This window comes from Marinobacterium rhizophilum (genome assembly GCF_024397915.1).
GTDB classification, from domain to species: domain Bacteria; phylum Pseudomonadota; class Gammaproteobacteria; order Pseudomonadales; family Balneatricaceae; genus Marinobacterium_A; species Marinobacterium_A rhizophilum_A.
On the sequence record NZ_CP073347.1, the window covers coordinates 36,110 to 59,775 of the forward strand.

Annotated in this window: 19 protein-coding genes; 8 read left to right on the top strand and 11 right to left on the bottom strand. The window is 61.4% G+C overall.

Features of this window, described 5'->3' with window-relative positions; genetic code table 11:
• The first annotated feature begins 29 nt into the window (after positions 1 to 29).
• Positions 30 to 470 carry a DoxX family protein gene (locus KDW95_RS00170; RefSeq protein ID WP_255854199.1) on the top strand — a complete coding sequence of 147 codons (441 nt, stop codon included), beginning with the start codon at positions 30 to 32 and terminating at the stop codon, positions 468 to 470.
• A 10-nt stretch (positions 471 to 480) separates the two neighbouring features.
• Positions 481 to 1,173, top strand: a complete 693-nt coding sequence (locus KDW95_RS00175; protein WP_255854200.1) for a pirin family protein — start codon at positions 481 to 483, stop codon at positions 1,171 to 1,173.
• Between the two features lie 64 nt (positions 1,174 to 1,237).
• Here KDW95_RS00175 and KDW95_RS00180 read toward each other — a convergent pair whose 3' ends face one another.
• A complete protein-coding gene (locus tag KDW95_RS00180) occupies positions 1,238 to 1,714 on the bottom strand; it encodes a CreA family protein (protein WP_255854201.1) in 477 nt (158 codons plus the stop codon).
• 182 nt (positions 1,715 to 1,896) lie between these two features.
• Here KDW95_RS00180 and gltA point away from each other — a divergent pair, with 182 nt between their 5' ends.
• The gene (gene gltA, locus KDW95_RS00185) at positions 1,897 to 3,174 is read left to right on the top strand and encodes a citrate synthase (RefSeq protein ID WP_255854202.1); all 1,278 of its coding nucleotides are present in this window, start codon (positions 1,897 to 1,899) and stop codon (positions 3,172 to 3,174) included.
• Between the two features lie 12 nt (positions 3,175 to 3,186).
• Here gltA and ccoG read toward each other — a convergent pair whose 3' ends face one another.
• Positions 3,187 to 4,545 carry a cytochrome c oxidase accessory protein CcoG gene (gene ccoG, locus KDW95_RS00190; protein ID WP_255854203.1) on the bottom strand — a complete coding sequence of 453 codons (1,359 nt, stop codon included), beginning with the start codon at positions 4,543 to 4,545 and terminating at the stop codon, positions 3,187 to 3,189.
• A 154-nt stretch (positions 4,546 to 4,699) separates the two neighbouring features.
• Here ccoG and KDW95_RS00195 point away from each other — a divergent pair, with 154 nt between their 5' ends.
• A complete protein-coding gene (locus KDW95_RS00195) occupies positions 4,700 to 6,109 on the top strand; it encodes an aminotransferase-like domain-containing protein (protein ID WP_255854204.1) in 1,410 nt (469 codons plus the stop codon).
• A gap of 34 nt (positions 6,110 to 6,143) precedes the next feature.
• On the opposite strand, the gene trpA is transcribed toward KDW95_RS00195, so the two are convergent.
• On the bottom strand, positions 6,144 to 6,941 hold the full coding sequence (trpA, locus tag KDW95_RS00200; RefSeq protein ID WP_255854205.1) for a tryptophan synthase subunit alpha: 798 nt from the start codon (positions 6,939 to 6,941) through the stop codon (positions 6,144 to 6,146).
• 41 nt (positions 6,942 to 6,982) lie between these two features.
• Positions 6,983 to 8,218, bottom strand: a complete 1,236-nt coding sequence (trpB, locus tag KDW95_RS00205; protein WP_255854206.1) for a tryptophan synthase subunit beta — start codon at positions 8,216 to 8,218, stop codon at positions 6,983 to 6,985.
• 85 nt (positions 8,219 to 8,303) lie between these two features.
• Here trpB and KDW95_RS00210 point away from each other — a divergent pair, with 85 nt between their 5' ends.
• Positions 8,304 to 8,861, top strand: coding sequence for a TetR/AcrR family transcriptional regulator (locus tag KDW95_RS00210; RefSeq protein ID WP_255854207.1), 558 nt, complete (start codon positions 8,304 to 8,306; stop codon positions 8,859 to 8,861).
• Positions 8,862 to 8,868: 7 nt separating this feature from the next.
• On the opposite strand, the gene KDW95_RS00215 is transcribed toward KDW95_RS00210, so the two are convergent.
• The 4 genes from KDW95_RS00215 to pspA are packed head-to-tail and all read right to left on the bottom strand — an operon-like array spanning position 8,869 to position 10,893.
• On the bottom strand, positions 8,869 to 9,480 hold the full coding sequence (locus tag KDW95_RS00215) for an antibiotic biosynthesis monooxygenase (protein WP_255854208.1): 612 nt from the start codon (positions 9,478 to 9,480) through the stop codon (positions 8,869 to 8,871).
• A 58-nt stretch (positions 9,481 to 9,538) separates the two neighbouring features.
• Positions 9,539 to 9,928, bottom strand: a complete 390-nt coding sequence (gene pspC / locus KDW95_RS00220) for an envelope stress response membrane protein PspC (protein ID WP_255854209.1) — start codon at positions 9,926 to 9,928, stop codon at positions 9,539 to 9,541.
• 42 nt (positions 9,929 to 9,970) lie between these two features.
• Positions 9,971 to 10,216, bottom strand: a complete 246-nt coding sequence (pspB, locus tag KDW95_RS00225) for an envelope stress response membrane protein PspB (protein WP_255854210.1) — start codon at positions 10,214 to 10,216, stop codon at positions 9,971 to 9,973.
• Entirely contained in the window at positions 10,216 to 10,893 is a 678-nt protein-coding gene (pspA, locus tag KDW95_RS00230; protein ID WP_255854212.1) for a phage shock protein PspA, read from the bottom strand. The genes pspB and pspA overlap by 1 nt, the downstream gene beginning before the upstream one ends.
• A 193-nt stretch (positions 10,894 to 11,086) precedes the next feature.
• Between pspA and pspF the strand changes: the two genes are divergently transcribed.
• The 3 genes from pspF (at position 11,087) to ahpF (ending at position 14,473) form a co-directional block, all read left to right on the top strand.
• Positions 11,087 to 12,115 carry a phage shock protein operon transcriptional activator gene (gene pspF / locus KDW95_RS00235; RefSeq protein ID WP_255854213.1) on the top strand — a complete coding sequence of 343 codons (1,029 nt, stop codon included), beginning with the start codon at positions 11,087 to 11,089 and terminating at the stop codon, positions 12,113 to 12,115.
• A 149-nt stretch (positions 12,116 to 12,264) separates the two neighbouring features.
• Positions 12,265 to 12,822: an alkyl hydroperoxide reductase subunit C gene (gene ahpC / locus KDW95_RS00240; protein ID WP_441813629.1), complete on the top strand. Its 558-nt coding sequence runs from the start codon at positions 12,265 to 12,267 to the stop codon at positions 12,820 to 12,822.
• Positions 12,823 to 12,901: 79 nt separating this feature from the next.
• Positions 12,902 to 14,473: an alkyl hydroperoxide reductase subunit F gene (ahpF, locus tag KDW95_RS00245; RefSeq protein WP_255854215.1), complete on the top strand. Its 1,572-nt coding sequence runs from the start codon at positions 12,902 to 12,904 to the stop codon at positions 14,471 to 14,473.
• A gap of 1,128 nt (positions 14,474 to 15,601) precedes the next feature.
• Here ahpF and KDW95_RS00250 read toward each other — a convergent pair.
• From KDW95_RS00250 to KDW95_RS00260, 3 genes are read right to left on the bottom strand one after another with little or no spacing between them, the layout of a single operon-like run.
• Entirely contained in the window at positions 15,602 to 18,016 is a 2,415-nt protein-coding gene (locus KDW95_RS00250; protein WP_255854216.1) for a patatin-like phospholipase family protein, read from the bottom strand.
• A gap of 16 nt (positions 18,017 to 18,032) precedes the next feature.
• A complete protein-coding gene (locus tag KDW95_RS00255) occupies positions 18,033 to 19,898 on the bottom strand; it encodes a GMC family oxidoreductase (RefSeq protein WP_255854217.1) in 1,866 nt (621 codons plus the stop codon).
• A gap of 17 nt (positions 19,899 to 19,915) precedes the next feature.
• A complete protein-coding gene (locus tag KDW95_RS00260) occupies positions 19,916 to 22,417 on the bottom strand; it encodes a hypothetical protein (protein ID WP_255854219.1) in 2,502 nt (833 codons plus the stop codon).
• Positions 22,418 to 23,666: the final 1,249 nt, after the last annotated feature.

Genomic DNA, 23,666 nt, shown 5'->3' on the forward strand with positions numbered 1-23,666 from the left:
CCTGAACTATTGAACCCGAGGAGGGCGACATGAGCCTGATCAACCGCATTATCAATCCTGGTACTCACTGGTCCGGGCTGGCGCTGCGTCTGCCGCTGGGCATCCTGTTCGTGGCCCATGGTGCCCAGAAACTGTTTGGCTGGTTTGGTGGCTATGGCCTGGAGGGCACCGGGCAGTGGATGGCATCCATTGGCCTGGAACCGGGTTTCCTGATGGCGCTGCTGGCAGGCAGTGCCGAGTTCTTTGGGGGTGTGGCGCTGATCCTGGGACTGCTCACCCGCCCGGCGGCGCTGGTGCTGGCGCTGACCATGCTGGTGGCGATTTTCTCGGTGCATATCGGCAACGGGCTCTTTATGAGCAACAACGGTTACGAGTTTGGTCTGGCATTGCTGGCGGGCACGGTGGCACTGCTGTTGTCCGGTGCGGGTCGCCTCAGCCTGGATGCAGCCATCGGCAATCGATTCGAATAAGGAGACCGGCATGATCAGGGTACGTGCAAGCGAGGCCCGTGGGCGGGGCAATCACGGCTGGCTCGACAGCCGCCACAGTTTTTCCTTTGCCGACTATTACGACCCAAAGCACATGGGCTTTTCGGCGCTGCGGGTGATCAACGAAGACCAGGTGGCGCCGGGGGCGGGTTTTGGCAGCCACGGCCACCGGGACATGGAAATCATCAGCTATGTGCTCGATGGCGTCATTGCCCACCAGGACAGCGAGGGCAACGTGCAGCAGCTGCCCGCCGGCGAGTTCCAGCTGATGTCCGCCGGCCGCGGCATTCGTCACAGCGAGTTCAACGCCTCGGAGTCCAGAGGCCTGCGCTTCCTGCAGATCTGGATCGAGCCCGATCAGCTTGGCGGCAAGCCCGGTTACCAGCAAAAGGACTTTGGCCGGGCCAATGGCCTGACCCTGGTGCTCAGCCCGGATGGCGAAGCGGGCAGCCTGAGGCTGCGCCAGGATGCGAAGCTGTACCAGCTACTGCTGGATGCGGATCAGCCGCTGACCCATGCAACGGCGCCCGGGCGACGCCAGTATGTCCACCTGATCCGGGGCGAGCTGAGGATCGGCAATACGCCGCTCAAGCCCGGCGATGGCGCCATGATTGAGCACCTGGCGCAGCTGGCGTTCCAGGCCGGAGCCCAGCCGGTGCAGGCGTTGCTGTTCGATCTGCCCTGAGTCGGGCGCAGCTGGCTCCGTCCACAAACACCGGCCCGGTTCAAGACCCTGCCGGTGTGCTTCGTTACTGCGCCGTGCCCGTGGGTCTGTAGGCCTGGGTGCCCCAGAGCGGCACGGTGGAGAGGCTGTGCTTGAAGCTGCCGGAGGTTTCCTTGGTGGAGTAGGACAGGTACATCAGCGTCTGGGTGTCGGCATCGAAGATGCGGCGGATCTTCATGGTCTTGAAAAAGATGCTCTTGGACTTCTTGAACACGATATCGCCATCGGGGGACCTGTCGATGGCGGCGATCATCGCCGCGGTGATCTCGCCGGTCTGGCGGCAGGCAATGGAGGAGTCGCTGGGGTCGGAGAAATCCAGGTTGGCTTCGATACTGGCGACATGACAGGTGACGCCGGGAATCAGCGGGTCGGTCAGGACATTGAGCTTGATGTCCTTGGTGGTCAGCAGGCCCAGGGATACATCGCCCACCTCGTTGTCCGAGCAGCCCGTTATCAGTAAAGACAGGGCGGCAACGCCCAGTGCCCAGGTTCGTTTTCTCATCTGCAGAATACCTTGCAGGGCACAGTGCCCCGCGGCCATCGATCGGAAATGGCCAGTATTGCAGATGTGCTCCGATGAATACATGGCACCGGGGTTCGCACAGGCGGATCGTGACCGGCATGACGCTGCCGACTCCGGACTACTATGTAGTTAGCGTTTTAACTACGTTCAGGAGCATACCCATGGCTGACAAGAAAGCACGACTGTTTGTCGACGGCATTGACGACCCTATCGAGCTGCCGGTCTATTGCGGTACTGAAGGGCCGGATGTGATTGATGTACGCCCGCTGAGCGGCAAGGGCTTGTTTACCTATGATCCGGGGTTTGTCTCTACCGCGGCCTGTGAGTCGAAGATCACCTATATCGACGGCGACAAGGGTGTGCTGCTGCACCGGGGTTACCCGATCGAACAGCTGGCGGAGAAATCCGACTACCTGGAGGTCTGTTACCTGTTGCTCAACGGCGAACTGCCGAGCGTGGAGCAGAAACAGCAGTTTGTCGATATCGTCATGAACCACACCATGGTGCACGAGCAGATCACTTACTTCTTTCGGGGTTTTCGTCGCGATGCGCATCCGATGGCGATCATGGTGGCCTGTGTCGGCGCGCTGTCGGCCTTCTACCACGACTCGCTGGACATCAATGATCCCCATCACCGCGAGGTCTGCGCTTTCCGGCTTATCGCGAAAATGCCGACCCTGGCGGCCATGTGCTACAAGTACTCGATCGGTCAGCCCTTCATGTATCCGCGCAACGACCTGGGCTATGCCGACAACTTTCTGCGCATGATGTTTGGCACACCCTGCCAGGAGTACTGCTCCAACCCGGTGCTGGCAAAGGCGATGGACCTGATTTTCCTGCTGCACGCGGACCACGAACAGAATGCCTCGACTTCCACCGTGCGCCTGGCGGGGTCCTCCGGCGCGAATCCGTTCGCCTGCATCGCATCCGGCATCGCCGCACTCTGGGGCCCGGCCCATGGCGGGGCCAACGAAGCCGTGCTGGCCATGCTGCAGGAAATTGGCGACGAGTCCCGTATCGATGAATTTATCCAGCGCGCCAAGGACCCGGACGATGCCTTCCGCCTGATGGGGTTCGGCCACCGCGTTTATCACAACTTCGACCCCAGGGCCAAGGTGCTGAAGCTAGCCTGTGACCAGGTACTGCGGGAGCTTGGCATCGAAAACGACCCCTTGCTGAAGATCGCTACCCGGCTGGAGCAGATAGCGCTCAAGGATGATTACTTCATCAAGCGCAAGCTGTACCCGAACGTTGATTTCTATTCCGGCATCATCATGAAAGCCATCGGCATTCCGACCAGCATGTTCACGGTCATCTTTGCGCTGGCGCGCACGATCGGCTGGATTTCACACTGGAGCGAATTCCACAGCAGCCCCAACCGCATTGGTCGACCGCGCCAGCTGTACAGCGGGGAGCGCAGGCGCGACTACCCGGGCTAAGCGCTTTAGTTGCTAAAGGGCGCGGGTCAAAAAGGTGGTCTCCTGGGAGGCACTCACGCCCTGACCCTCGAAGCTGAACAGCAGCCGGGTGCGTGACGCCGCTATATCACGGCCGCAGACGCGGTACGGCAGCCAGACCGCGTTGTTCTCGGCCAGGTCAATGCGGGCCGGGCCGAACAGCTCGAATTCGCCCGGGCCCTGTACCGCCAGTGCGATCAATGACTGTCCCTTGGCAAAACCCTCCACCTTGATGCGATAGCTGTTGCAGACCCTGTGCTCGTCCAGCTGGGTGAACAGGCTGCCACGGTCACGGCGTATGTCGACCAGCAGGTCGGTGGTGCCGGTGAAACCCCAGCCGACGGCCGTGATGGAGCCCAGCAGCACGGCGCCGTAACAGGCCAGTAGCGGCCGCCTGAGCGGCGAGGGCTGGCCGGCCAGTTGCGCCTGGGAGGCAAAACGCACCAGGCCCCGCGGTCGCTTGAGCGTATCCATGACTTCATCACAGGCATCGATACAGGCGGCGCAGTCGATACAGGCGGCCTGCAGGCCGTCGCGGATGTCGATGCCGGTCGGGCAGACCTGGACACAGAGGCCGCAATCGACGCAATCACCACTGTCGGCCCCGGCATTGCGGCGCTGGGCACGGGGTTCGCCGCGGCTCGCATCATAGCTGACCGTGCGGGTGTCCTGGTCAAACATCACGCCCTGAAAGCGGGAGTACGGGCAGGCATGCAGGCAGATCTTCTCGCGTACCAGGCCGGCATTGGCGTAGGTCAGCGCGGCCATGATCAGCAGCCAACCCCAGAGTGCCGGTGACATGTCCCAGTGCATGGCACTGGCCAGGATCTCGCGAACGGGTACGAAGTAGCCGGTAAAGGTGACGGCGGTGGCGGTGGCAAGCAATAGCCAGAGCCCGTGCTTGGTGATGCGCCGCAGCAGGCGGGAAAGTCCCATGGGCTGGCTGTCCTTGCGGGCGCGCACATTGGCCCGGCCTTCGGTGAGCTGCTCGATGCGGATAAAAAGCCAGGTCCAGATACTCTGCGGGCAGGCAAAACCGCACCAGACGCGGCCCCAGGCCACGGCGAGGAAAAACAGCAGGCTGGCGCCGACAATCATCAGGCCGGCCAGCAATGGCAGGTCGTGCCAGGACAGCGCCTTGCCAAACAGAATAATGCGGTGCTGTTCGAAGGAAAACAGCAGCCAGGGCTGGCCGTCGACCTGCACCCACACCAGGCCGAAGAAGAGCGCGATCAGCGGCCAGGTACTGAGCCTACGCCAGTTCTGAAACCGGCCCTCGGTGAGGCGCACGTGAAACTTGCCGTCCTGGGCAAAGGGCGGTGTGCAGTCTTGTACAACGGCGATTTTTTCCATGGCTGGCGTCCGCATATTTCGAATGGGCTGCAGATTACCCTTGTGTATTGAATAGGATCAGGTATAAAAAAATTAAATTTAATGGGTACAGATTGGGGTCTCGTCCACCGGGCTGATTTTTTGTATCGGCATGGGGCGTAAAGGAGAGGTGCAGGTGATCCAGACGGAGTATCGCTACCAGCAGCTGGAAAACTGGCTGCTGCAGGCCATTGCCGAGCAGCGCTGGCGTCTGGGCGAGAGGCTGCCATCGATCCGTGCCCTCTGCGAGCAGCAGGGGGTGTCGAAGGCGACGGTGCAGCACGCGCTGCAGCGCCTCGAAGCCCAGGGGCTTGTCGAGGCGCGGCCCAAGGCCGGCTACTTTGTGGCGCTGCAGCCCCGTGCGGCCAGGGCGCCGCGTAACCTGGCCCGCATCGAGGCACCGCGCCCGGTGACGGTGAGCGAGCTGTTTCTGGATATCATGCGTCGTGGCGCTGCCTTTGACCTGCTGCCGGATCTGCATGCCGGCGATCTGCCGCCGGGCATAGTGGCGCTGAACCGTGCCATTGGCCGTGCGCTGCGCCGCCAGAAGGGCGACGATCATCAGTATTATGATGCGCCGGCCGGTGAAATGGCGCTGCGCGAACAGCTGGCGCTGCACGGTGCCCGGCGCGGCTGGCAGGTGCAGCCCGAGCAGCTTTGCGTCACGTCGGGGTGCCAGCATGCGCTCTTTCTGGCGCTCATGGCCTGCTGTCGCAAAGGCGACGTGGTGGCGGTGGAGTCACCGGGGTTTTATGGCGTGCTGCAGCTGCTCGAACAGCTGGAGCTGCAGGTCATCGAGGTGCCGACGTCCAGTGAGACCGGGCTCGATATCGATGCCCTGGAGCGGGTACTGCAACGCTGGGATATCAGGGCCTGCGTGGTATCGCCTGCCTTTGCGACGCCCAGCGGTGCGCTGATGCCGCCGGCGGCGCGCCAGCGCCTGCTGGCGCTGGCCGAACAGTTCGATCTGGCGATTATCGAGGACGATATCTATGCCGATACAGCCTTTGTGCAGGTGCCCGACCCGCTCAAGGCGCTGGATACAGGCGAGCGGGTGATTCTGTGCAGCTCCTTTTCCAAGGCGCTGTCGCGGGATCTGCGCCTGGGCTGGATCGCAGGGGGCCGCTGGCACGAACGCATCCTGCACCTCAAGCTGGTCACGCAGCTGGCCAGCAGCCGCTACCTGCAGCGGGGTGTTGCCGAGTTTATGGCGGACGGTAGTTTTGCCGCACACCTGCGCCGGCAACGTAGTGAACTGCGCAGCCGGCGGGACCGGCTGATTGCATCCCTGCACGACTGGCCCGGCGAGATCCGTGTCAGTACGCCCCAGGGTGGCCTGGCGGTCTGGCTTGAGCTGCCGGAGCCGGCCGATACGCTTGGCGCCTACCCGCGGGCGCTGGAGCAGGGCCTGGTAATCACGCCGGGCCCGCTGTTCTCGGTGTCAGGGCAGTTCCGCAACTGCCTGCGCATCAGCTTTGCCCATCCCTGGGACGGGCGGCGTATCGAAGCGCTCAATCGCCTGCCCGAATTGCTGCTGCCCTCGTAGCTGCTGCACGCCCTCGCTGGCAGCAATCGGCGCCTCAGCTGCGCAGGGAACGGACCAGCGCAACGACGGCCGCGGCGCCCCCCTGGTTAAAGACATCCAGCAGGCCCGAGCCCACTACGGCGGTATCGGCCTGACCGTGCAAGGCCTGCACCTGGGCGCCGGTTCTGATGCCAAAGCCGACCGCAAGGGGCAGGGCGGTGTTGGCGCGGATCGCGGCGAGGTAGTCCTCCAGTGGCAACATTGGGCTCTGTTCCGGGTGCTGACTTCGGGCGTTGTTGCCACCGGTTACGCCTCGCCGGCTGACGCAGTAGAGCATGCCGCTGGCCGCAGAGCAGATCTGCTGCATGCGGGCCGCGGGCGTTTCCGGTGTGAGCATCCAGACGGGTTCGATCCTGGCTTGCATGCAACTGTGGCGAAATTCATCGGCCAGCTCCAGTGGCAGGTCGGGGATGATAAAACCGGCGATACCGGCCGCCGCTGCATCGGTGGGCAGGCGCTCCAGACCGTAGCGATACAGCGGGTTGAGGTAACTCATCAGCAGGATGCGGCTGGCCGGGAAGTCATGCGCGAGCTGGGCAATATCCTCCAGGCAGCGCGCCAGTGTGGGCCGCTGGGTCAGCGCCTGGTGACAGGCATGCAGGATCGAGGGGCCATCGGCCGACGGATCCGTGAAGGGGAACTGCACTTCCAGCAGTTCGACCCCCTCAGCCAGCAGGTCGCGCATCAGTGCCAGGCTCTCGTCGATTGAGGGGTAACCGTACACGACGTGGGTCATCAGCAGGATGGGCTTGTCTTTACGCTGCTGCTCGATAAATGTCTGAAGCGGGCTCATGCCTGTGCGACTCATTCCTTTACTGCTTATGCCTGTACTGTTCATGCCTGGGATTCCCGTTCAAGGTAGCGCTGCAGGAAGGGGCCGAATTCGGCATCTTTCACCGCACTGGCGACATTGAATATATCCTTGTCGCCGCGCCCTGAAATATTGATAACGACCTTTTTGTCCGCCGACATGGCGGGAATATCCCGCAAAGCACCGGCCAGGGCATGGGACGACTCCAGCGCCGGAATAATGCCCTCGCAGCGCAGCAGGGTCTGGAAGGCCTGCATAACCTCGTCATCATTCGCCGCCGTCATGCGCACTCGGCCGGTTTCGCTCAGGTGCGCCAGAATCGGCGACACGCCCACATAGTCCAGCCCTGCGGCAATGGAGTGTGTTTCCATCAGCTGGCCCTGGTCATCCTGCAGGAACATGGTGGCAAATCCCTGGGCGATGCCGGGGCTGCCCAGGTTATCCGACAGTCGCACCGAATGATCGCCCGGTGCCGGCCCCCGGCCCCCGGCCTCAACGCCAACCAGTTCCACTGTCGTATCATCAATAAAGGGCAGCATGATGCCGGCGGCGTTGCTGCCGCCGCCCACGCAGGCGTAAATGGCGTCCGGCAGGGCACCGAACTGCTGCAGACTCTGGGCGCGCACTTCACGGCCAATCACCGATTGAAACTCCGCCACCATCTCGGGATAGGGCGCACAGCCGCAGGCGGTGCCCAGCAGGTAATGGCTGCCGGCGGGGTCGGCCGACCAGTCGCGCAGCGCCTCGTCCAGCGCATCGCGCAGCGTCTGGCCGCCGCTGGTGACGGGCACCACGGTAGCGCCCAATTGCTTCATCCAGAACACGTTGGGGTACTGGCGTTCAATGTCCTTGGCTCCCATGTAGATGGTGCACTCAAGTCCCAGGCGGGCGGCGATCAGCGCCGAGGCCACGCCGTGCTGGCCGGCACCGGTTTCGGCGATGATGCGCTTTTTACCCATGCGCTTGACCAGCAGGCCCTGGCCGATAACGTTGTTCATCTTGTGGGCGCCGCTGTGGTTCAGATCCTCGCGCTTGAGGAACACTTGGGCACCGCCGAGCTGCCGGGTGAGGTTGGGGCAGGGCGTCAGAGGTGTCGGCCGGCCCGAGTATTGCTGCATTTCCCGATCAACGTCGGCCAGGAAGTCGGCATCGACGGAGGCTTCACCCCAGCTCGCAAGCAAAGCCTGCTGGCTGGCGTGGAGTATTTCGGGGATGTAACTACCGCCAAAGCGGCCGAAGAAACCGTTGTCACTTTGCATGACGCACCTTAATTTATTAACTATACCGTTTAGTTAAAATAATAGTAAAATTTGCTGCAGTCAACGATATTTTAAGGATCTGATCATGGCCCGGGGCCGACCTTCCAAAAAGCAGCTGATTCTGGATACGGCGCAGCGCCTGTTTTGCGAGCGTGGCTACCAGGGCACGACCATTGACCTGGTGGTTCAGAGCGCCGGGGTATCCAAGCCCACGGTCTATAGCCATTTTCCCAGCAAGCAGGCGCTGTGGCAGGCCATGCTGGAACAGGCTATTGCAGCTTCCCAGGAGCAGCGGGCAAGGCTTGATATAGAGGCGACAGGCTGGTTTGAGCTGATTCCGGCCGGTTTCGCCCAGTTGGCGGCGCAGCCGCAGATGCTGGCCATCTATCGCATCATGCTGGGGGAGCAGCACAAGATGGAGCCGGAGTCGCGGGCGCTGTTCAGTGCCTTTGAGGAGGGTTTGGAGCGCTGGTGTGATCGGGTGCTGCAGGCGCAGTCGGTGAACCTCGATGCGCAGCAGCGCTTCATGCTGCGTGCGCTCTGCCGCGAGGGCGTGCTGCAGCCTGCGCTCAGGCAGCAGAGTATTCCCATGATCGGCGATCTTGCAACGCTGATTCAGCGTGCGCTGGCGCCGCTCGGCTGATCAGCCTTTAGCGCTCGTCTTTATCCCGTTTGGGGAAGAGCCAGAATGCCAGCAGTTTGGTCAGCGCCGGCATCAGCACATAGGTCATCAGCAGGGTTATCGGGATGGTCATCAGCAGGGTGCGCGGCAGCAGCGGGATATGGCTGAGCGCGTCGCCAAGCAGCCAGCTGACCAGGGTGATCAGCGGAAAGATCGCCAGCCAGGCCACCACCGCCATCTTGTATTTGGGGGGCGGTTTCACCGGGTTCTGGCCCGGCAGGGAAAACCAGGCCACAAGCCCGGACAGTACCTGGGTAGAGTCCGGGGCATCGAGGCAGTCTTCGATCGCATCCAGGTACTGGTTGCGCTGCGCAGACTGCTGCCAGCGCTCGAGGTCTTCGTGGCTGCGAAACTTGAACACGATACGGTATTCGGGGTCGGCGCTGCTGGCGGGGCGGAACAGGGTCGAGCCGAGAAAACCGGGAAAGTGCACGGCTTCCTCGCTGATGGCGCTGTTGAGCTGTTCGAACGCCTTTTCCTTGCCGGGCTTGATGCGCCTTGAAATCACCACCGTGACTGCATCGCCGGCGGCCGTGGTGGTGTTGATGCCTGGGTCGGACGGTTGCGGTGTCGGGTCCATGCCGGCGGCTCCTTCGGGCTGGAAAGGGGGTTTATGATACCCGAAGGTGCTGGCTGCACTACAAATCCTTGAATTCCTTGTTAAAGCGGTAGCGACTCGAGGTGACGTAGCGCTCCATCGACTGCAGCCGGCGATCCACCGCCTGCATGCGCTCATTCAGCTGACGCAGGCGTGCGCTCATCGGTGTACCGTAGTCGAAGCTCGGCTTGCGGGCGCTTTCCCGCACGGCGGGGCCTTGGCGGCGATCCAGCAGGAAGATGCCCGCCAGGTAAAGCAGTACAGCCAGGCTGCCGCTGAACAGGAACAGGGTCAGGAAAATAATGCGGGCCAGCCATACCGGCTGGCCATAGCTTTCGGCCAGGCCTGCACAGACGCCGCCGAGCCAGCCCTTGTCGGCACTGCGGTAGAGGTTGCGATTGTAGCCATTGCGCTTGGTTGCGTGATTCATGCGGGTCTCCTTGTGTTCAGTATCGCGATCCTGGTCGGTGGCTCAGCGGTCGTCGTCCCGGCGGGTACGCCAGCCGGTGTGCTCGCTGTCCAGGATGGTTTCGAGCGTCTGCACACGCTGCTCCAGGCGCTCGGCCAGGGCGAGGGTTTCTTCCAGTTGCTCACGTTCATCGCTCGACATGCCCTTGTTGAGACGCGCGCGGGTCCAGTAATGCAGTATCAGCCACATCGGCACGACGACGGCGAGAAAGATCACCGTCGGCACGAAGAAAAACACCATTGTAGACATCAGTCCTGGCCTCGCTTGGCGGACTTCATTCGTGCTTTCAATGCGGCCAGGGCATCTTCAACCTGCTCGTTGCGCTCAAGATCCTCGAACTGTTCGTTCAGATTGGGGTTGCGGCCCAGGTCCTGGGACTCGATTTCCGCTTCCATGTTGTCCATGCGTCTTTCGTATGCCTCGAATTTGCGAAAGGCATCTTCGAGCTTGTCACGGTTGCTGGCGTTGCGGATATCCATGCGGGAGCGGCTGGTTTGGTCACGCACCTGCAGCGACTTCTGCTTGGCCTTGGCATCGTCCAGTTTCTGCTGCAGTTGGCCGATTTCCTCGTGCAGGATGGCCAGTTGCTCTTCGATGGCGCCGAGTTCCCGCTGGGCCAGCTGCAGGGCATTTTCGACGGCCTGCTGCTCACCCAGGGCAGCCCGAGCCAGGTCTTCGCGCCCCTTCTCGATGGCGAGACGCGCCTTGCGCTCCCACTCGGCGGCTTCATCCGCCAGGTGTTCCTGGCGGCGCTGCAGCGACTTGCGATCGGCGATCACCCGGGCGGAGGTGGTGCGCACTTCCACCAGGGTGTCTTCCATTTCCTGAATCATCATGCGGATCATTTTGGCCGGGTCCTCGGCGCGGTCGAGCAGCGCCGTGATGTTGGCGTTAATGATGTCACCAAAGCGTGAAAAGATACCCATGATGCGTGGCTCCCGGTTGTTGGTTTCGTACAAGCTATAGCGACTGCCGTGCCAGGATTATTTAAGTGGCTGAATAAAGAGGAGTTTATGCTGTCCTGGCTACTTTTCTAACGACAGGTTGTTTATTTTGTTGGCTAATTGGGCCAACTATTGGCTAATTTGGTTACATTAATGGTGAATATGGCGATATAACATGGCTGAATCCATGCCAGCGCTGATTGGCAGCTCCGATCTGTTTCACCGGGTACTGAGCCAGGTATCTCGGGTTGCACCGCTGAACCGGCCGGTGCTGGTGATTGGCGAGCGGGGAACGGGGAAGGAGCTGATAGCGGCGCGGTTGCACTACCTGTCGGGGCGCTGGCAGCAACCCTACCTGCAGGTCAACTGCGCGGCCATGAGCGAATCGCTGCTGGAGTCCGAGCTGTTTGGTCACGAAGCCGGCGCCTTTACCGGCGCCGTGCGGGCCCGCGCAGGGCTGTTCGAGCGGGCAGAAGGGGGCACGCTTTTCCTCGATGAGCTGTCGACCGCTTCGGTGCGGGTGCAGGAAAAGCTGCTGCGCATTATCGAGTATGGCCGTTTCGAGCGCCTGGGGGGCAGCCGCACGCTGCAGGTGGACGTGCGGGTGGTGGCGGCCACCAATGAAGATCTGCCAGGGGCCGTGGCCGACGGCCGCTTTCGCGCCGACCTGCTGGATCGCCTGGCTTTTGATGTGGTGAACCTGCCGCCACTGCGCTATCGCCGTGACGATATCCTGGAGCTCGCCGAGCACTTCGCCAGGCGCATGTGTCGTGAACTGAACTATGACTGGTTCCCGGGCTTTGCGGCCGATGCCCAGGCGCAGTTGCTGCAGTACGACTGGCCGGGGAACGTACGCGAGCTGAAAAACGTGGTGGAGCGCAGCATTTACCGCAATGCCAACCCGACAGAGCCGGTGTGCGATATCGTTCTAGACCCCTTCACGACACCCTGGTGCGCGGTGCAGAATGCAGCGCCCGCTGCGCTGGTGCAGGGAACCGGTGGATCAGGCGCTGGGCCCGATAGCGAGGAGGAAATCGTCGGCCTGCGTGCCCGGGTGGCCCGGTTCGAGCAGGGCCTGATCCGCCAGGCGCTGGTAGCGGCACAGTTTAACCAGCGTCGTGCCGCGCAAGCGCTGGGGCTCACCTATCATCAGTTGCGGGCGGCGCTGCGAAAATATCCGGATTTGCTGGCCGGGCGTGATTAAGGCTGCAGTGGGTACTGTTTTAATTTCGATAGTATTTTTTAATCGGAGCGCTATATTTAATTAATTTAACCTTTAAATTCGCCGTCGCTACCATGGCTCCTGTGTTCAGACATCTCGTCAAACCCAAGGAGCCAACCATGTCGCAGTCCCTGATCAATACCGAAATCAAGCCGTTCAACGCCTCTGCTTTTCACAACGGTGAATTCATTGAAGTATCCGACGCCGATCTGAAAGGCAAGTGGTCCATCGTTTTCTTCTACCCGGCTGACTTCACCTTTGTCTGCCCAACGGAACTGGGTGACCTGGCCGATCAGTATGACGAGCTGAAATCCCGCAACGTCGAGGTGTACTCGGTCTCCACCGACACCCACTTCACCCACAAGGCGTGGCATGACACGTCTGAAACCATCGGCAAGATCCAGTACCCGATGATCGGTGACCCGACCGGCACCATCACCCGCAATTTTGGCGTGATGATCGAGGAAGCGGGCCTGGCCGAGCGTGGCACCTTCGTTATCGACCCGGAAGGCAAAATCCAGATCGTTGAAATCAGCGCCGGCGGTATCGGTCGTGATGCCAGCGAGCTGCTGCGCAAGGTCAAGGCTGCCCAGTACGTGGCGGCTCACCCGGGTGAAGTCTGCCCGGCAAAATGGAAGGAAGGCGAAGCGACACTGGCGCCGTCTCTGGACCTGGTTGGCAAAATCTAAGTGAACTGAATGTCCGGTCTGTACCCTGTACACGGGATACAGACCGGCGTTGTCAACGTCTGCCCGGAAGGAGTTTCCCATGCTGGATGCGAACCTGAAGCAACAGTTAGCCGCCTATCTGCAAAACATAGTTAACCCGGTTGAGCTCAGTCTGGCGCTCGATGACAGTGCCAAGGCGCAGGAACTCCATGCGCTGGCGCGGGATATCGAAGCGCTGTCAGACAAGGTCCGCGTGAGCGAGGCTGCCAGCAACTCGGCCCGCAAGCCAAGCCTTGGGATCGCACCCGCTGCCGAGTCTGCCCGGGTCGAGTTTGCCGGTGTCCCCATGGGACACGAGTTTAGCTCCCTGGTGCTGGCGCTGCTGCAGGCCGGCGGGCATCCGTCCAAGGCTGATCCCGCACTGCAGGAGCAGATCCGCAACCTGCCAGGCAAGTACCATTTTGAGACTTACATATCGCTGTCATGCCAGAACTGCCCCGATGTGGTTCAGGCGCTGAACCTGATGGCGACGCTCAATCCGAATATCAGCCATGTAATGATCGATGGCGCTCTGTTCCAGCAGGAAGTGAATGAACGCAACGTGCTGGCGGTGCCCTCGGTGTATCTCAACGGCGAACTCTTTGGCCAGGGACGCATGACACTGGCCGAGATTGTAAGCAAGGTCGATACCGGCGCAGCCGAACGTGATGCCCGCCAGCTGGCCGACAAGGCACCCTATGACCTGCTGGTGGTCGGTGCAGGCCCCGCCGGTGCCGCCGCTGCCATCTATGCCGCACGCAAGGGCATCCGTACCGGGCTGGTGGCCGACCGCTTCGGCGGCCAGGTGATGGATACGGTGGGGGTCGAGAACTTTATTTCGGTCAAATCCACCGAAGGCCCGAAGCTCGTGGCCGGGCTTGAACAGCATGTGCTGGATTACGATGTCGACCTGATGAACGGCCAGAAGGCGCGTCGCCTGAGCCGGGGCGAGCTGGTCGAAATCGAACTCGAAAACGGCGCCGTGCTGAAAAGCCGTTCCGTGGTGCTGGCAACCGGTGCCCGCTGGCGCGAGCTCAATGTGCCCGGCGAGCAGGAATACCGTGGCAAGGGCGTGGCCTACTGTCCGCACTGTGATGGTCCGCTGTTCAAGGGTAAATCCGTTGCCGTTGTGGGCGGCGGCAACTCCGGTATTGAAGCCGCCATCGATCTGGCGGGTATCGTGGCCGAGGTGACGGTGCTGGAATTTGGCGCCGAACTGCGGGCCGATGAAGTACTGCAGCGCAAGGCGCGTTCCATGGGCAATATCCGTATCATTACCCAGGCGCAAACGACCGAGGTGCTCGGTGATGGCAAGAGGGTGACGGGCCTGCGTTACACCGAACGCGCTTCGGGTGAAAGCCGGGACCTGGCACTGGCAGGCATCTTCGTGCAGATCGGCCTGGTACCCAATACCGAATGGCTCAAGGGTGATATCGGATTGAGCCCCCAGGGCGAGATCGAAATCGGCAGCCGGGGCGAAACCTCGGTGCGGGGTGTCTTTGCCGCCGGTGATGTCACCACGGTGCCATTCAAGCAGATCGTTATTTCCATGGGCAGTGGTGCCACCGCTGCCCTTGGTGCTTTCGATTACCTGATACGTGAGCCTGTGGCGACGTCACGGGATGCGGCCTGAGCGAGGGATAAGGTATTAGGCTTGCAAAAAAGGCCCCGCACCTCGGTGCGTGGCCTTTTTCGTTGTTTCAATTTGCAGCTTCAGGTCAGCAATTCCATGGCAATCATCTGGCGGGTGAGCGGGTAACCGAGTTCGCGGCCTGAGTGTTCGAACTGGCGTTCGTCGAGGAACACCTCAGGGCAACAGTTCCATGGCGGCCTCGTTGGCAATCATCTGGCGGGTGAGCGGGTAACCGAGTTCGCGGCCTGAGTGTTCGAACTGGCGCTCGTCGCGGAACGCCTCAGGGCAGCAGTTCCATGGCGGCCTCGTTGGCAATCATCTGGCGGGTGAGCGGGTAACCGAGTTCGCGGCCTGAGTGTTCGAACTGGCGCTCGTCGCGGAACGCCTCAGGGCAGCATTTCCATGGCGACCTCGTTGGCAATCATCTGGCGGGTGAGCGGGTAACCGAGTTCGCGGCCTGAGTGTTCGAACGGGCGCTCGTCGCGGAACGCCTTAGGGCAGCAGTTCCATGGCGGCCTCGTTGGCAATCATCTGGCGGGTGAGCGGGTAACCGAGTTCGCGGCCTGAGTGTTCGAACTGGCGCTCGTCGCGGAACGCCTCAGGGCAGCAGTTCCATGGCGACCTCGTTGGCAATCATCTGGCGGGTGAGCGGGTAACCGAGTTCGCGGCCTGAGTGTTCGAACTGGCGCTCGTCGCGGAACGCCTCAGGGCAGCAGTTCCATGGCGACCTCGTTGGCAATCATCTGGCGGGTGAGCGGGTAACCGAGTTCGCGGCCTGAGTGTTCGAACGGGCGCTCGTCGCGGAACGCCTTAGGGCAGCAGTTCCATGGCGGCCTCGTTGGCAATCATCTGGCGGGTGAGCGGGTAACCGAGTTCGCGGCCTGAGTGTTCGAACTGGCGCTCGTCGCGGAACGCCTCAGGGCAGCAGTTCCATGGCGACCTCGTTGGCAATCATCTGGCGGGTGAGCGGGTAACCGAGTTCGCGGCCTGAGTGTTCGAACTGGCGCTCGTCGCGGAACGCCTCAGGGCAGCAGTTCCATGGCGACCTCGTTGGCAATCATCTGGCGGGTGAGCGGGTAACCGAGTTCGCGGCCTGAGTGTTCGAACGGGCGCTCGTCGCGGAACGCCTTAGGGCAGCAGTTCCATGGCGGCCTCGTTGGCAATCATCTGGCGGGTGAGCTGATACCCTAATTCACGATAGGCTTCGAACTGGCGTTCATCGAAGAACTGGTCGACGGTGGGCTGGTTCGGGTAACTCGGGTTGGCCAGCTTGTAGGCATAGAGATCGCCGGGCAGGTTGCGCGTCAGGGAGGCCTTGATATAGACGAAGCGGCCGACAAAGGCCTTTTGCTCACCGGCGTCAGGGTAGACGATATCGCCGATGGCGAAGCCGCGCTGTGACAGCTGGTACTTGTCGTCATACATCCGGTCGCTCTTTTCGCTGCTGGCAGCGCTGCTGCCGGGAAGCAGGCCCGAGAGGTCAAACGCGGGGTCGTGAAAGCGAATGGAAATGCCAAAGTCCACGCGGATACGCTCGATGGCGTTGCCAAAGTCGTCGAAGGTGGCGTCCGGATCGGCGCCGCCGTCCGACAGTATGATCACCGGTGTGCGCCTGCGCACCAGTTCGTACAGGCCGGTATTGTCGAAATGGCCGCCATCGGACAGTTCAACCATCAGGCTGTCTTCGGCGTGACCGAAGTTAAGCAGGCTGCGCAGTCCCGGGAAGAAATAGTTGGGCCGCATGATTTTGCGCAGCCCATGCAGCGGTGTGGAGGGGTTGTAGGCCCAGTACCCCAGGCGCAGGCCCAGAAAGGTGAGGATAAAGGACATGAACGGATTGGTGCTGCTGCCGGCGCCGGAGACGCCGGAATGGGGGTTTTCGGCGGCGCCGGAAATCGACATGGCGCTGGCCAGGGTCATGTTGCCGCCGGCAAAGTGACGGGTGTCGCTGTAGCGGGTGGCGTCACTGCCGCAGTAGAGTGACGAGAGCAGGAAACTGTCTCCCAGGCGGCCGCGGTAGCGGGGCGTGACGGCATTGTTGAGGATGATGTTGCAGTTGATCAGGTGGTAGGGCGAGGCATGGGTTGCGTCAGCGATATCGCTGAGGGTGGTGGTGTTGGCCCTGGCGCCGCGCTGGCACAGGGGCGCGGTGGGCTCGACGCCGGGCGCCTTGAGGAAGGTTTCCATCAGGCGGTCGCGGTACATCTTGTGGGGGGAGACCTGGTTGATATTGACGAAAAACGGGATGATTAGCGCGGCGAGGGTGAACAGCAGTGGCCAGTAGGAGTCGGCATCACCACGCACCAGTCTGTGAATGCTCTCGGCCAGGATATAGGCCGCCAGAAAGATGAAGAAAATAAATGCCAGGGTACTGACAACGGTAAGACAACGGGTGAGCCCGCCCTGGCTGCTGCGTTTTTCATTGCCGGCTTCGGTGTTCATGCGGAACTGGCGGATGGACAGCAGGATGCCAGCCAGGCCCGAGATCATGGAGCTGTACAGACCCTGGTCGTTGAAATCCAGGGTGGCACCAAAGATCAGCAGGGCGGCCAGCGGGACAGCGGCAAAAAACAGCGAGGCGGCGATACCCTTTAACAGCAGCCCAAGGCTGCGCTGTATGCTGACCCGATAACAGTAGGCGCGGGAAAAAAGTGTCTGGAACACGCTGCTCAGGGCATAGCCGAACACGGTGAGCAGAAACAGGCCGGTCAGGCCGGTAGCGGCGAGCAGAAAGAAGACGGAAAATTCCACCCGGTGGGGCAAGACTTGCCTGTGCTCTTCTTCCAGTACGAAAAGCGTCTGGGGGATGTCTCCGAGCAGGGCTTCGACGCTGCCGGTGTTTATCGCGGTGAAGTTGAGCAGCGGGTCGAGTGCGCCTGTGGTCAGCACGACCGACAGAAACAGCATCGTCAGGCTGATCAGCAGGGTGTAGGCCACCACCGAGTGAATCACGCTGAGCAGAACCGAGCCTGCCAGGGATGCGATGCCCAGCTGTGCCGGCGTGAGGTACTTGCCGTGCTGGCGGATATAGCTGAGTATCCGGTTGCCGGGCGCGGTGCTGTGTTTGCTGCCGGCGTAACTGTCGATCTCGCCGAACGGAAAGATGCCGAACATTTTCTGGTACCAGCTCAGGGCTGCGCCGGTGTAGCCGCCGCCGGAGACCGTCGAGAGGTACGCGAGCTTGTCGAACAGCGTCGGCTTGCCCTCGACGAGGTAGCGGTTGCGCAGTGCCTGAATCACACCGATGGCAAAGGACGCCGAGCGAATCCCGCCGCCCGACAGTGCCAGGCCGTACCAGGGGCGCTGCTTGTGGGGGTAATCCTCGGGCTTCATGTAGGTGTAGTGTTGGCGCACATGGTCGCCGTACCGGTTGTCCACGAAGTCGCGGTAATCGGTATCCAGGTAGGCCTGATACTTTGAATCGAACTGCCTGGCCAGGTTCTTCTCGATCAGCCTGCGCTCCGCCGCTATCACCTCCTCGGCGCTGAGGGAGGGCGGCTCGCGCAGGCCCAGTTTTTCAAGTAGACGTTTGAACAGTCCCATCTGGATGCGTCCTGCATTAGGGGTTCAGTATCACATCGGCGGCTTTCTCGGCTGCCGTATAGATAGCGGTGACGATAAAAAAGCCCGGAATACGCGGGAACACGGAGGCATCCACCACCCTGAGCCCGGTGGTGCCACGCACGCGGAACTGGCTGTCCAGCACAGCCATGGGATCGTTATCGGCGCCGATCGGGCAGGTACAGGAGGCGTGGTGGCCCCAGGCCTGGTTGCGGATGAATTCGCGTATCTCCTCATCGGTCTGCACGCTGTCGCCGGGCAGTTCCTCCGCGGCTATCAGTCCCTTGTCCTTTAGCGGCTGGGTCAGGCTGCGGATGAACTTGACCCCTTCGACCACCGACTCGAGGTCCTCGCCGCTGGCGTCGTTGCCCTCGTCAAAGTAGCGAAAATTGATATGGGGCTTGTCGCGGGGATCGCCGGAGCGCAGTGTTACGCTGCCCGCGGTATTGTTGGTATGGGCCTTTAGAATGGCCCAGGTCAGGTAGTTGAGATGCTCGGCCAGCAGCTTTGAGTAGCTGGGGAAATAGCCCTTGAACAGGCCCAGCAGGGCGAAGCAGAACAGGTCCGGCAGCGGCCGCTGGGGCATGGAACGCTTGATGACCGCCAGTACGGCACCGTTGCTGGTGTAGACGCCCGAGCGTTTTTCGGCCCACTCCCTGTACTGCGGGTCGCCCTTGGCGTATTTGGCGCCTTCAAGCACTTCCCAGTGATCGAAGTTCATGCGGTTGACCACACCCACCTCGTAGCGGTCCTGCAGGTTCTGCCCGACCCCAGGCAGGTCGTGGCGCACCTCAATACCGTGTTTTTCCAGTTCATCCCGCGGGCCTATGCCGGACAGCATCAGTAGCTGGGGCGTATTGAAGGCACCGCCGGCCAGGATAACCTCCTTGCGGGCCCGTACCTGGTGCTTGTCGGTGCTCTCGCCGTGGGGCTGGCAGTGGGCGCGGTAGAGGCGGGCGCCCTTGAGGTATTCGACGCCGGTGGCGCGGTTGTCGGCATCGAACAGCACGCGGGTGACCAGGGCATCGAGCTCGATATGCAGCTTGTCGGGGTGGGCCTGCTGCACATCCAGCAGGCGTTCCCGTGCCCCCATGCGCTGGTGGTTTTTGGTGGCCAGCGGCGGGTAGCGCAGGCCGGTGGCGTTGTCCTTCACCAGGCGCCAGTCGTTCGGATCGCCACTGCCCTGGCGTAGCCACTGGCCGCGCTGGAACGGCTCGGCCAGTTGCGAGAAGGCGCTTTCCACCGAGCTGACCAGGGTCTTGACCAGCTCGCCGTCACCCAGGGCGCTTTTGGGGATGGCCTTCTCGGTGTGCAGCCAGCCCTTCCAGCCATGCTTGCTGGGATTGGACAGGCGGCTGAACAGGCGGTGATCGGGGCGGTGGTGGCAGTTCTCCAGTTTCTGGAAGTAGCCCCGCATGTTGTAGGCGTTCCAGGAGTTGTCGCCGGTGATCCGGCCAATATGCTCCCAGTCATCGTTGTGGGGGCAGACCGTGATCATGGCGTTGTGGGTCGTGCAGCCCCCCAGGCAGCCAGCCCGGGGGTAGAGCACACCGTCGACGTCCTCGCCTTCGTAGCTGGCACTGTATTTTGGATCCTTTTTCTGCTGCTCGTCATCGCCGTAGTGACGCACGAAGAAGTCCCACTTCATGGCGCGGTTTTCACTGGCGATGGCGTGAAATACCGGCACGTCGTAGTCATCCGGCAGGCGGTTGTCGTCGCTCAGGGCATCACCGCCTTTGAGCTCGCGCGGATCTCCGCCGGCTTCCAGCACCAGTACCGTGCAGCCGTTTTCCGCCAGTCGGGCGGCGACGGTGCCGCCACCGGCACCGGAGCCCACCACGATATAGTCATATTCAGTACTCATGGTTCGCCGCTCCGGGGTCAGAAGGTTTTCAAAAAGGCGATCAGTGCCTGCTTGTCGCTGTCATTGAGCCCTTCTTCATCGGTCAGGTAGTCGGTACCGAAGTAGTGGCCCTTGTTGACGACAAAGTCCGGGCACTTGCTGACATCCAGCAGCGGCTCAACCAGGTTGGCAAAGACGCGGCGGGCATCCTCGTCGGTGGCGTTTTCCGGCAGTGCCTTAAGGTCCTTCTTGGCCTTGAGCAGGATTTTCACGACCTTGGCGCGCTCCTCCATGTCGATATTGGACAGCAGGTTGATGGGGGTACCGGCGGGAATGGGGCCGATCTCCACCCCCTCTTCGTTGAATAGCCAGGGCAGCCAGCGGCTCAGCGGACCCTGCAGCGACTGCAGGAAGTCCGGCAGGTAGCCGGTGTCCACACGCAGGTAGCTCGATGCCGGTGTTGTGTCGATCATGCCGGGGTGCGTTTTGCCGGAACGGGTCACGACGCTGAAATCCCCTTCGCGTTTTTCCGGCCAAAGCAGCTTCTCGATGGCATCGTCAAAGGAGGCCATGCGATCCTCCACCGAGCCGGACCACTTGAACTCACCCAGGCTGTTGTTGAGCAGGAAGGGCGCGCTGGACCAGGCGCTGACCAGAGAAGCGGGGCGAGTGTAGCCGCGGCCGCCATCGGGCATTACATAGTCGCGCACCTCGCCGCTGTAGGGGTGCTGTACGCGCAGTGTGCCGACGGCCGGCAGCCCCTTGTAGGACTCGGAGGTGAAGTTGTCCCAGATATTGCCGTCCAGGCCGTTGGTGGCCAGCGGACTGCAGGCATTGGTTTCCAGCTGCGTGACCGGCACGCGCATTTCGCTGGAGAGGAAGTTGTTGTCCAGGAAGTCGTCGGACTGCACGATGGGGCGCATCAGGGATTTGAACTCCATGCTCTGGGTCCAGCTCCAGTAGCGGCTCCAGCACTGCAGGTAGTTGCCGCTGACACAGCCCTTGTCGGGGAAGAACTCGGCGGTTTTTTCCGGCAGCTTGCTGGAGTGGCAGCGGGCACAGGTATCGGCGAACACTGTTTTGCCGCGCGCCAGCTCATTCGCATCCTGGCTCATGTGCGCCGCGCCGCCGGGCGCGTTGGCCAGGTAGTCTGGCTGGGCCGAGGCGAGGAAGAACAGCGCCACATCCGGTGTCTGGGCCTCGTTGGCGTTCCAGTAGCTGGAATTCTTGCGGGCCACCTCGATCTCGAACGGGGTGATTTTCTTGCCACCAAGCAAAGCCCTGAAGTGCTGCAGCCATTCCTCGCTGAACAGGCCGATGTTGATATAGACCCGGTTCAGGGCACCCAGCGCGCCGACGGAGTCGGCACCATCCTTGAGTACCCGCGGTGTCAGCACCTGGTCCGGCGCCTGGTAGAACTGCTGCAGCGGGCTGCTGGGGGGCACGATGGCCAGGTCATTGAACTGGCGGTTGTTGAGGCCGCCACCGGCGAGCTCTTCATGGCCGTAGCGGCTGGCAACATCCATGCGTGCACCCAGGTTGTAGATGGCGTTCATGGTGCGGGGGTTGTTGATGTAGTCCGAGGAAATCAGCGAGGTATCCAGGGCACCGGGGCGTGAGGTGTGGAACAGCTGATAGGCAAAGCTGCTGGGGTCCGCGTCCCACATGAAGATGCGGTCAACCCAGAAGTACTGCGCGCCGGGGTTGGAGTTGAGGTTTTCCCATTTTGGGTGTTCCGGGTCCGCCGGCGGATTCGACGGGTTGGGGCCCACATGGCAGAAGCCGCAGGACATGCCGACGCGGTACGGTTTCACCAGGTCCTTGCTGGCGTAGTAGCTGCGGTCGTTGTAATAGCGTTCCGGGTCCCAGTTGGCCTCGGCTTCCTCGTCAAAGTCCGGGTTGGGGAACAGGCGCAGGCCGACAATGCCGGTGCCGTAGCCGTAGTAGGAGCCCGTCGGGATGTTAACGCCACGGGCACCGATCTGGACGCCCGGGTACTTGGCTTCGTTTTCAAACGGGTCCGGCTCGCAGGAGGGATCGCGCCGGTCGAGCCAGAGGCCGTAACGATCCTGGCGCGGCCCGTCGCCCTTGATGTAGCAGGGCTCATTCACCACGCCCAGGTACTGCCAGCGGTTGTCGCGGCTGAATTTCAGGCTGGGGTGGTTGGAAACGGTCTTGAGGAAGTCCAGGTTACCCACGCTGATGCGGGAGATCTCGTCCCAGAGGGCATCGTTGCCGGCGGTCCAGACCACCCAGTTGTTGCGCCCGCGCACGATGGCTTCCTGCGCCTGCTGCGGTGTAATGCCGGGGACGTAGGGGTCGAGACGGCGCGCGACTTCAGCCGGGTCCTTGCTGATGCCGTAATCCATGTCGGCGTAGTAGTCTTCGGTGGCCGCTGGCAGGGTGTCGGCGGTGCGGCCGACGCACAGGGCTTCGTCCTTCACCTTGCCCGCGCCGTCGCCACAGATATTTTGAGTAGAGCAGGCCGATAGCAGTAGCGCCACCAGACCCGCCAGAAGGGGTAATCCAATAGACTTCATGTCAAAGACTCCGTGTTGTTGCGGACGGCATAGCAGGAGGAAAAACGAGGAGCTGGAAGCTGGAACCAGGGCCGGGTCGGCGAACCTCTGGCAGGTGTCAGGGCGGTAGAGGGGCAGCGGGGAATCGGGCAGTGTACTGGGTGTGAAACGGGACGCATCCTTGCCTCCAAAACCTTCGTTCAGCTGAACAATGAGGCAAGTATAGTTGCAAAGTTCGGTGCCCAATCTGGCGCTGAGCGCCAGTGGCACTACGCCCGTGGTAAAAGTTCAATAAAAATCATCTTTTAGCCGTTACGGGGGGGGCGGATAAAATTTAAACGTTTGTTTTAACATGCTTTTCGTTGTTGATACTTCAACCCGGGCCCAAACACACCTGTGTGATTAATTCATGAATTTTTTTGTGGGTTTGCAAGTTGCTAGCTGATAATTGCGATAACGAACAGAAAAATTATCCATGGATAACAATGGTGTATATTTTTCTTTCTGCAATTGCGAAATGCCAGCCTCGGGCTGTCTGGTGAAATAAATACGTTATTTAACCGATACCAGGGTGGCGAACTCGAGGCCCCTTCAAGGCGTTAATGTAGCGTTACAGGTTTTCGGCGCTATGGATATCAAACGGCAGCAGGTGCTGAGCCATCTGTTTGCTGCCTGAGCCTCCAGCGCATCGATCATGGCCCGCACGGCGGTGGTCGCGAGGGGGTCAGTCACAAAACATGGATCAGTACTTCAAGCGCAACTGATCCTGTACCGGGTTACTAACCTGGCTGGCAAATAGGTTTCCTCCCTATTTACCGGTTATTTACAGGACGTACGGTATGCCGCGGATGCATGGATGCGTACACGCGGTCACCCCACACTTTTCACCCTTCAAGAATGGGCGCAAGTGCGTGGACATGCTGGCTTATTTTCAGGAAAGAGATGGGGTTCGCATTGGGCCATCTTTTTCAAAGGAAGGCCAATGATGAAACATCCCTGTTTCATGTAGTAACCGGGTCAATACATGGCGGACTCTCCTGTGACACCTTTGCGGCCCTTCCCCTTTCGGGGCAGGGCCGCTTTTTTATGTCAGCCGGCAAGCCCTGAATGTTTTGTGCTGTGCGGGGATTGACCACATACCAACCGGTATGCTTAAATTCATTTCAAGCATACCGATCGGTTTGTTCGGCCTGGCGATTACAGTGGCTGCCCTGGGGCAGCGCTGCCAGGAGCCGCCGACAGGGTATGCAGGCACCACTATTTGTCACGG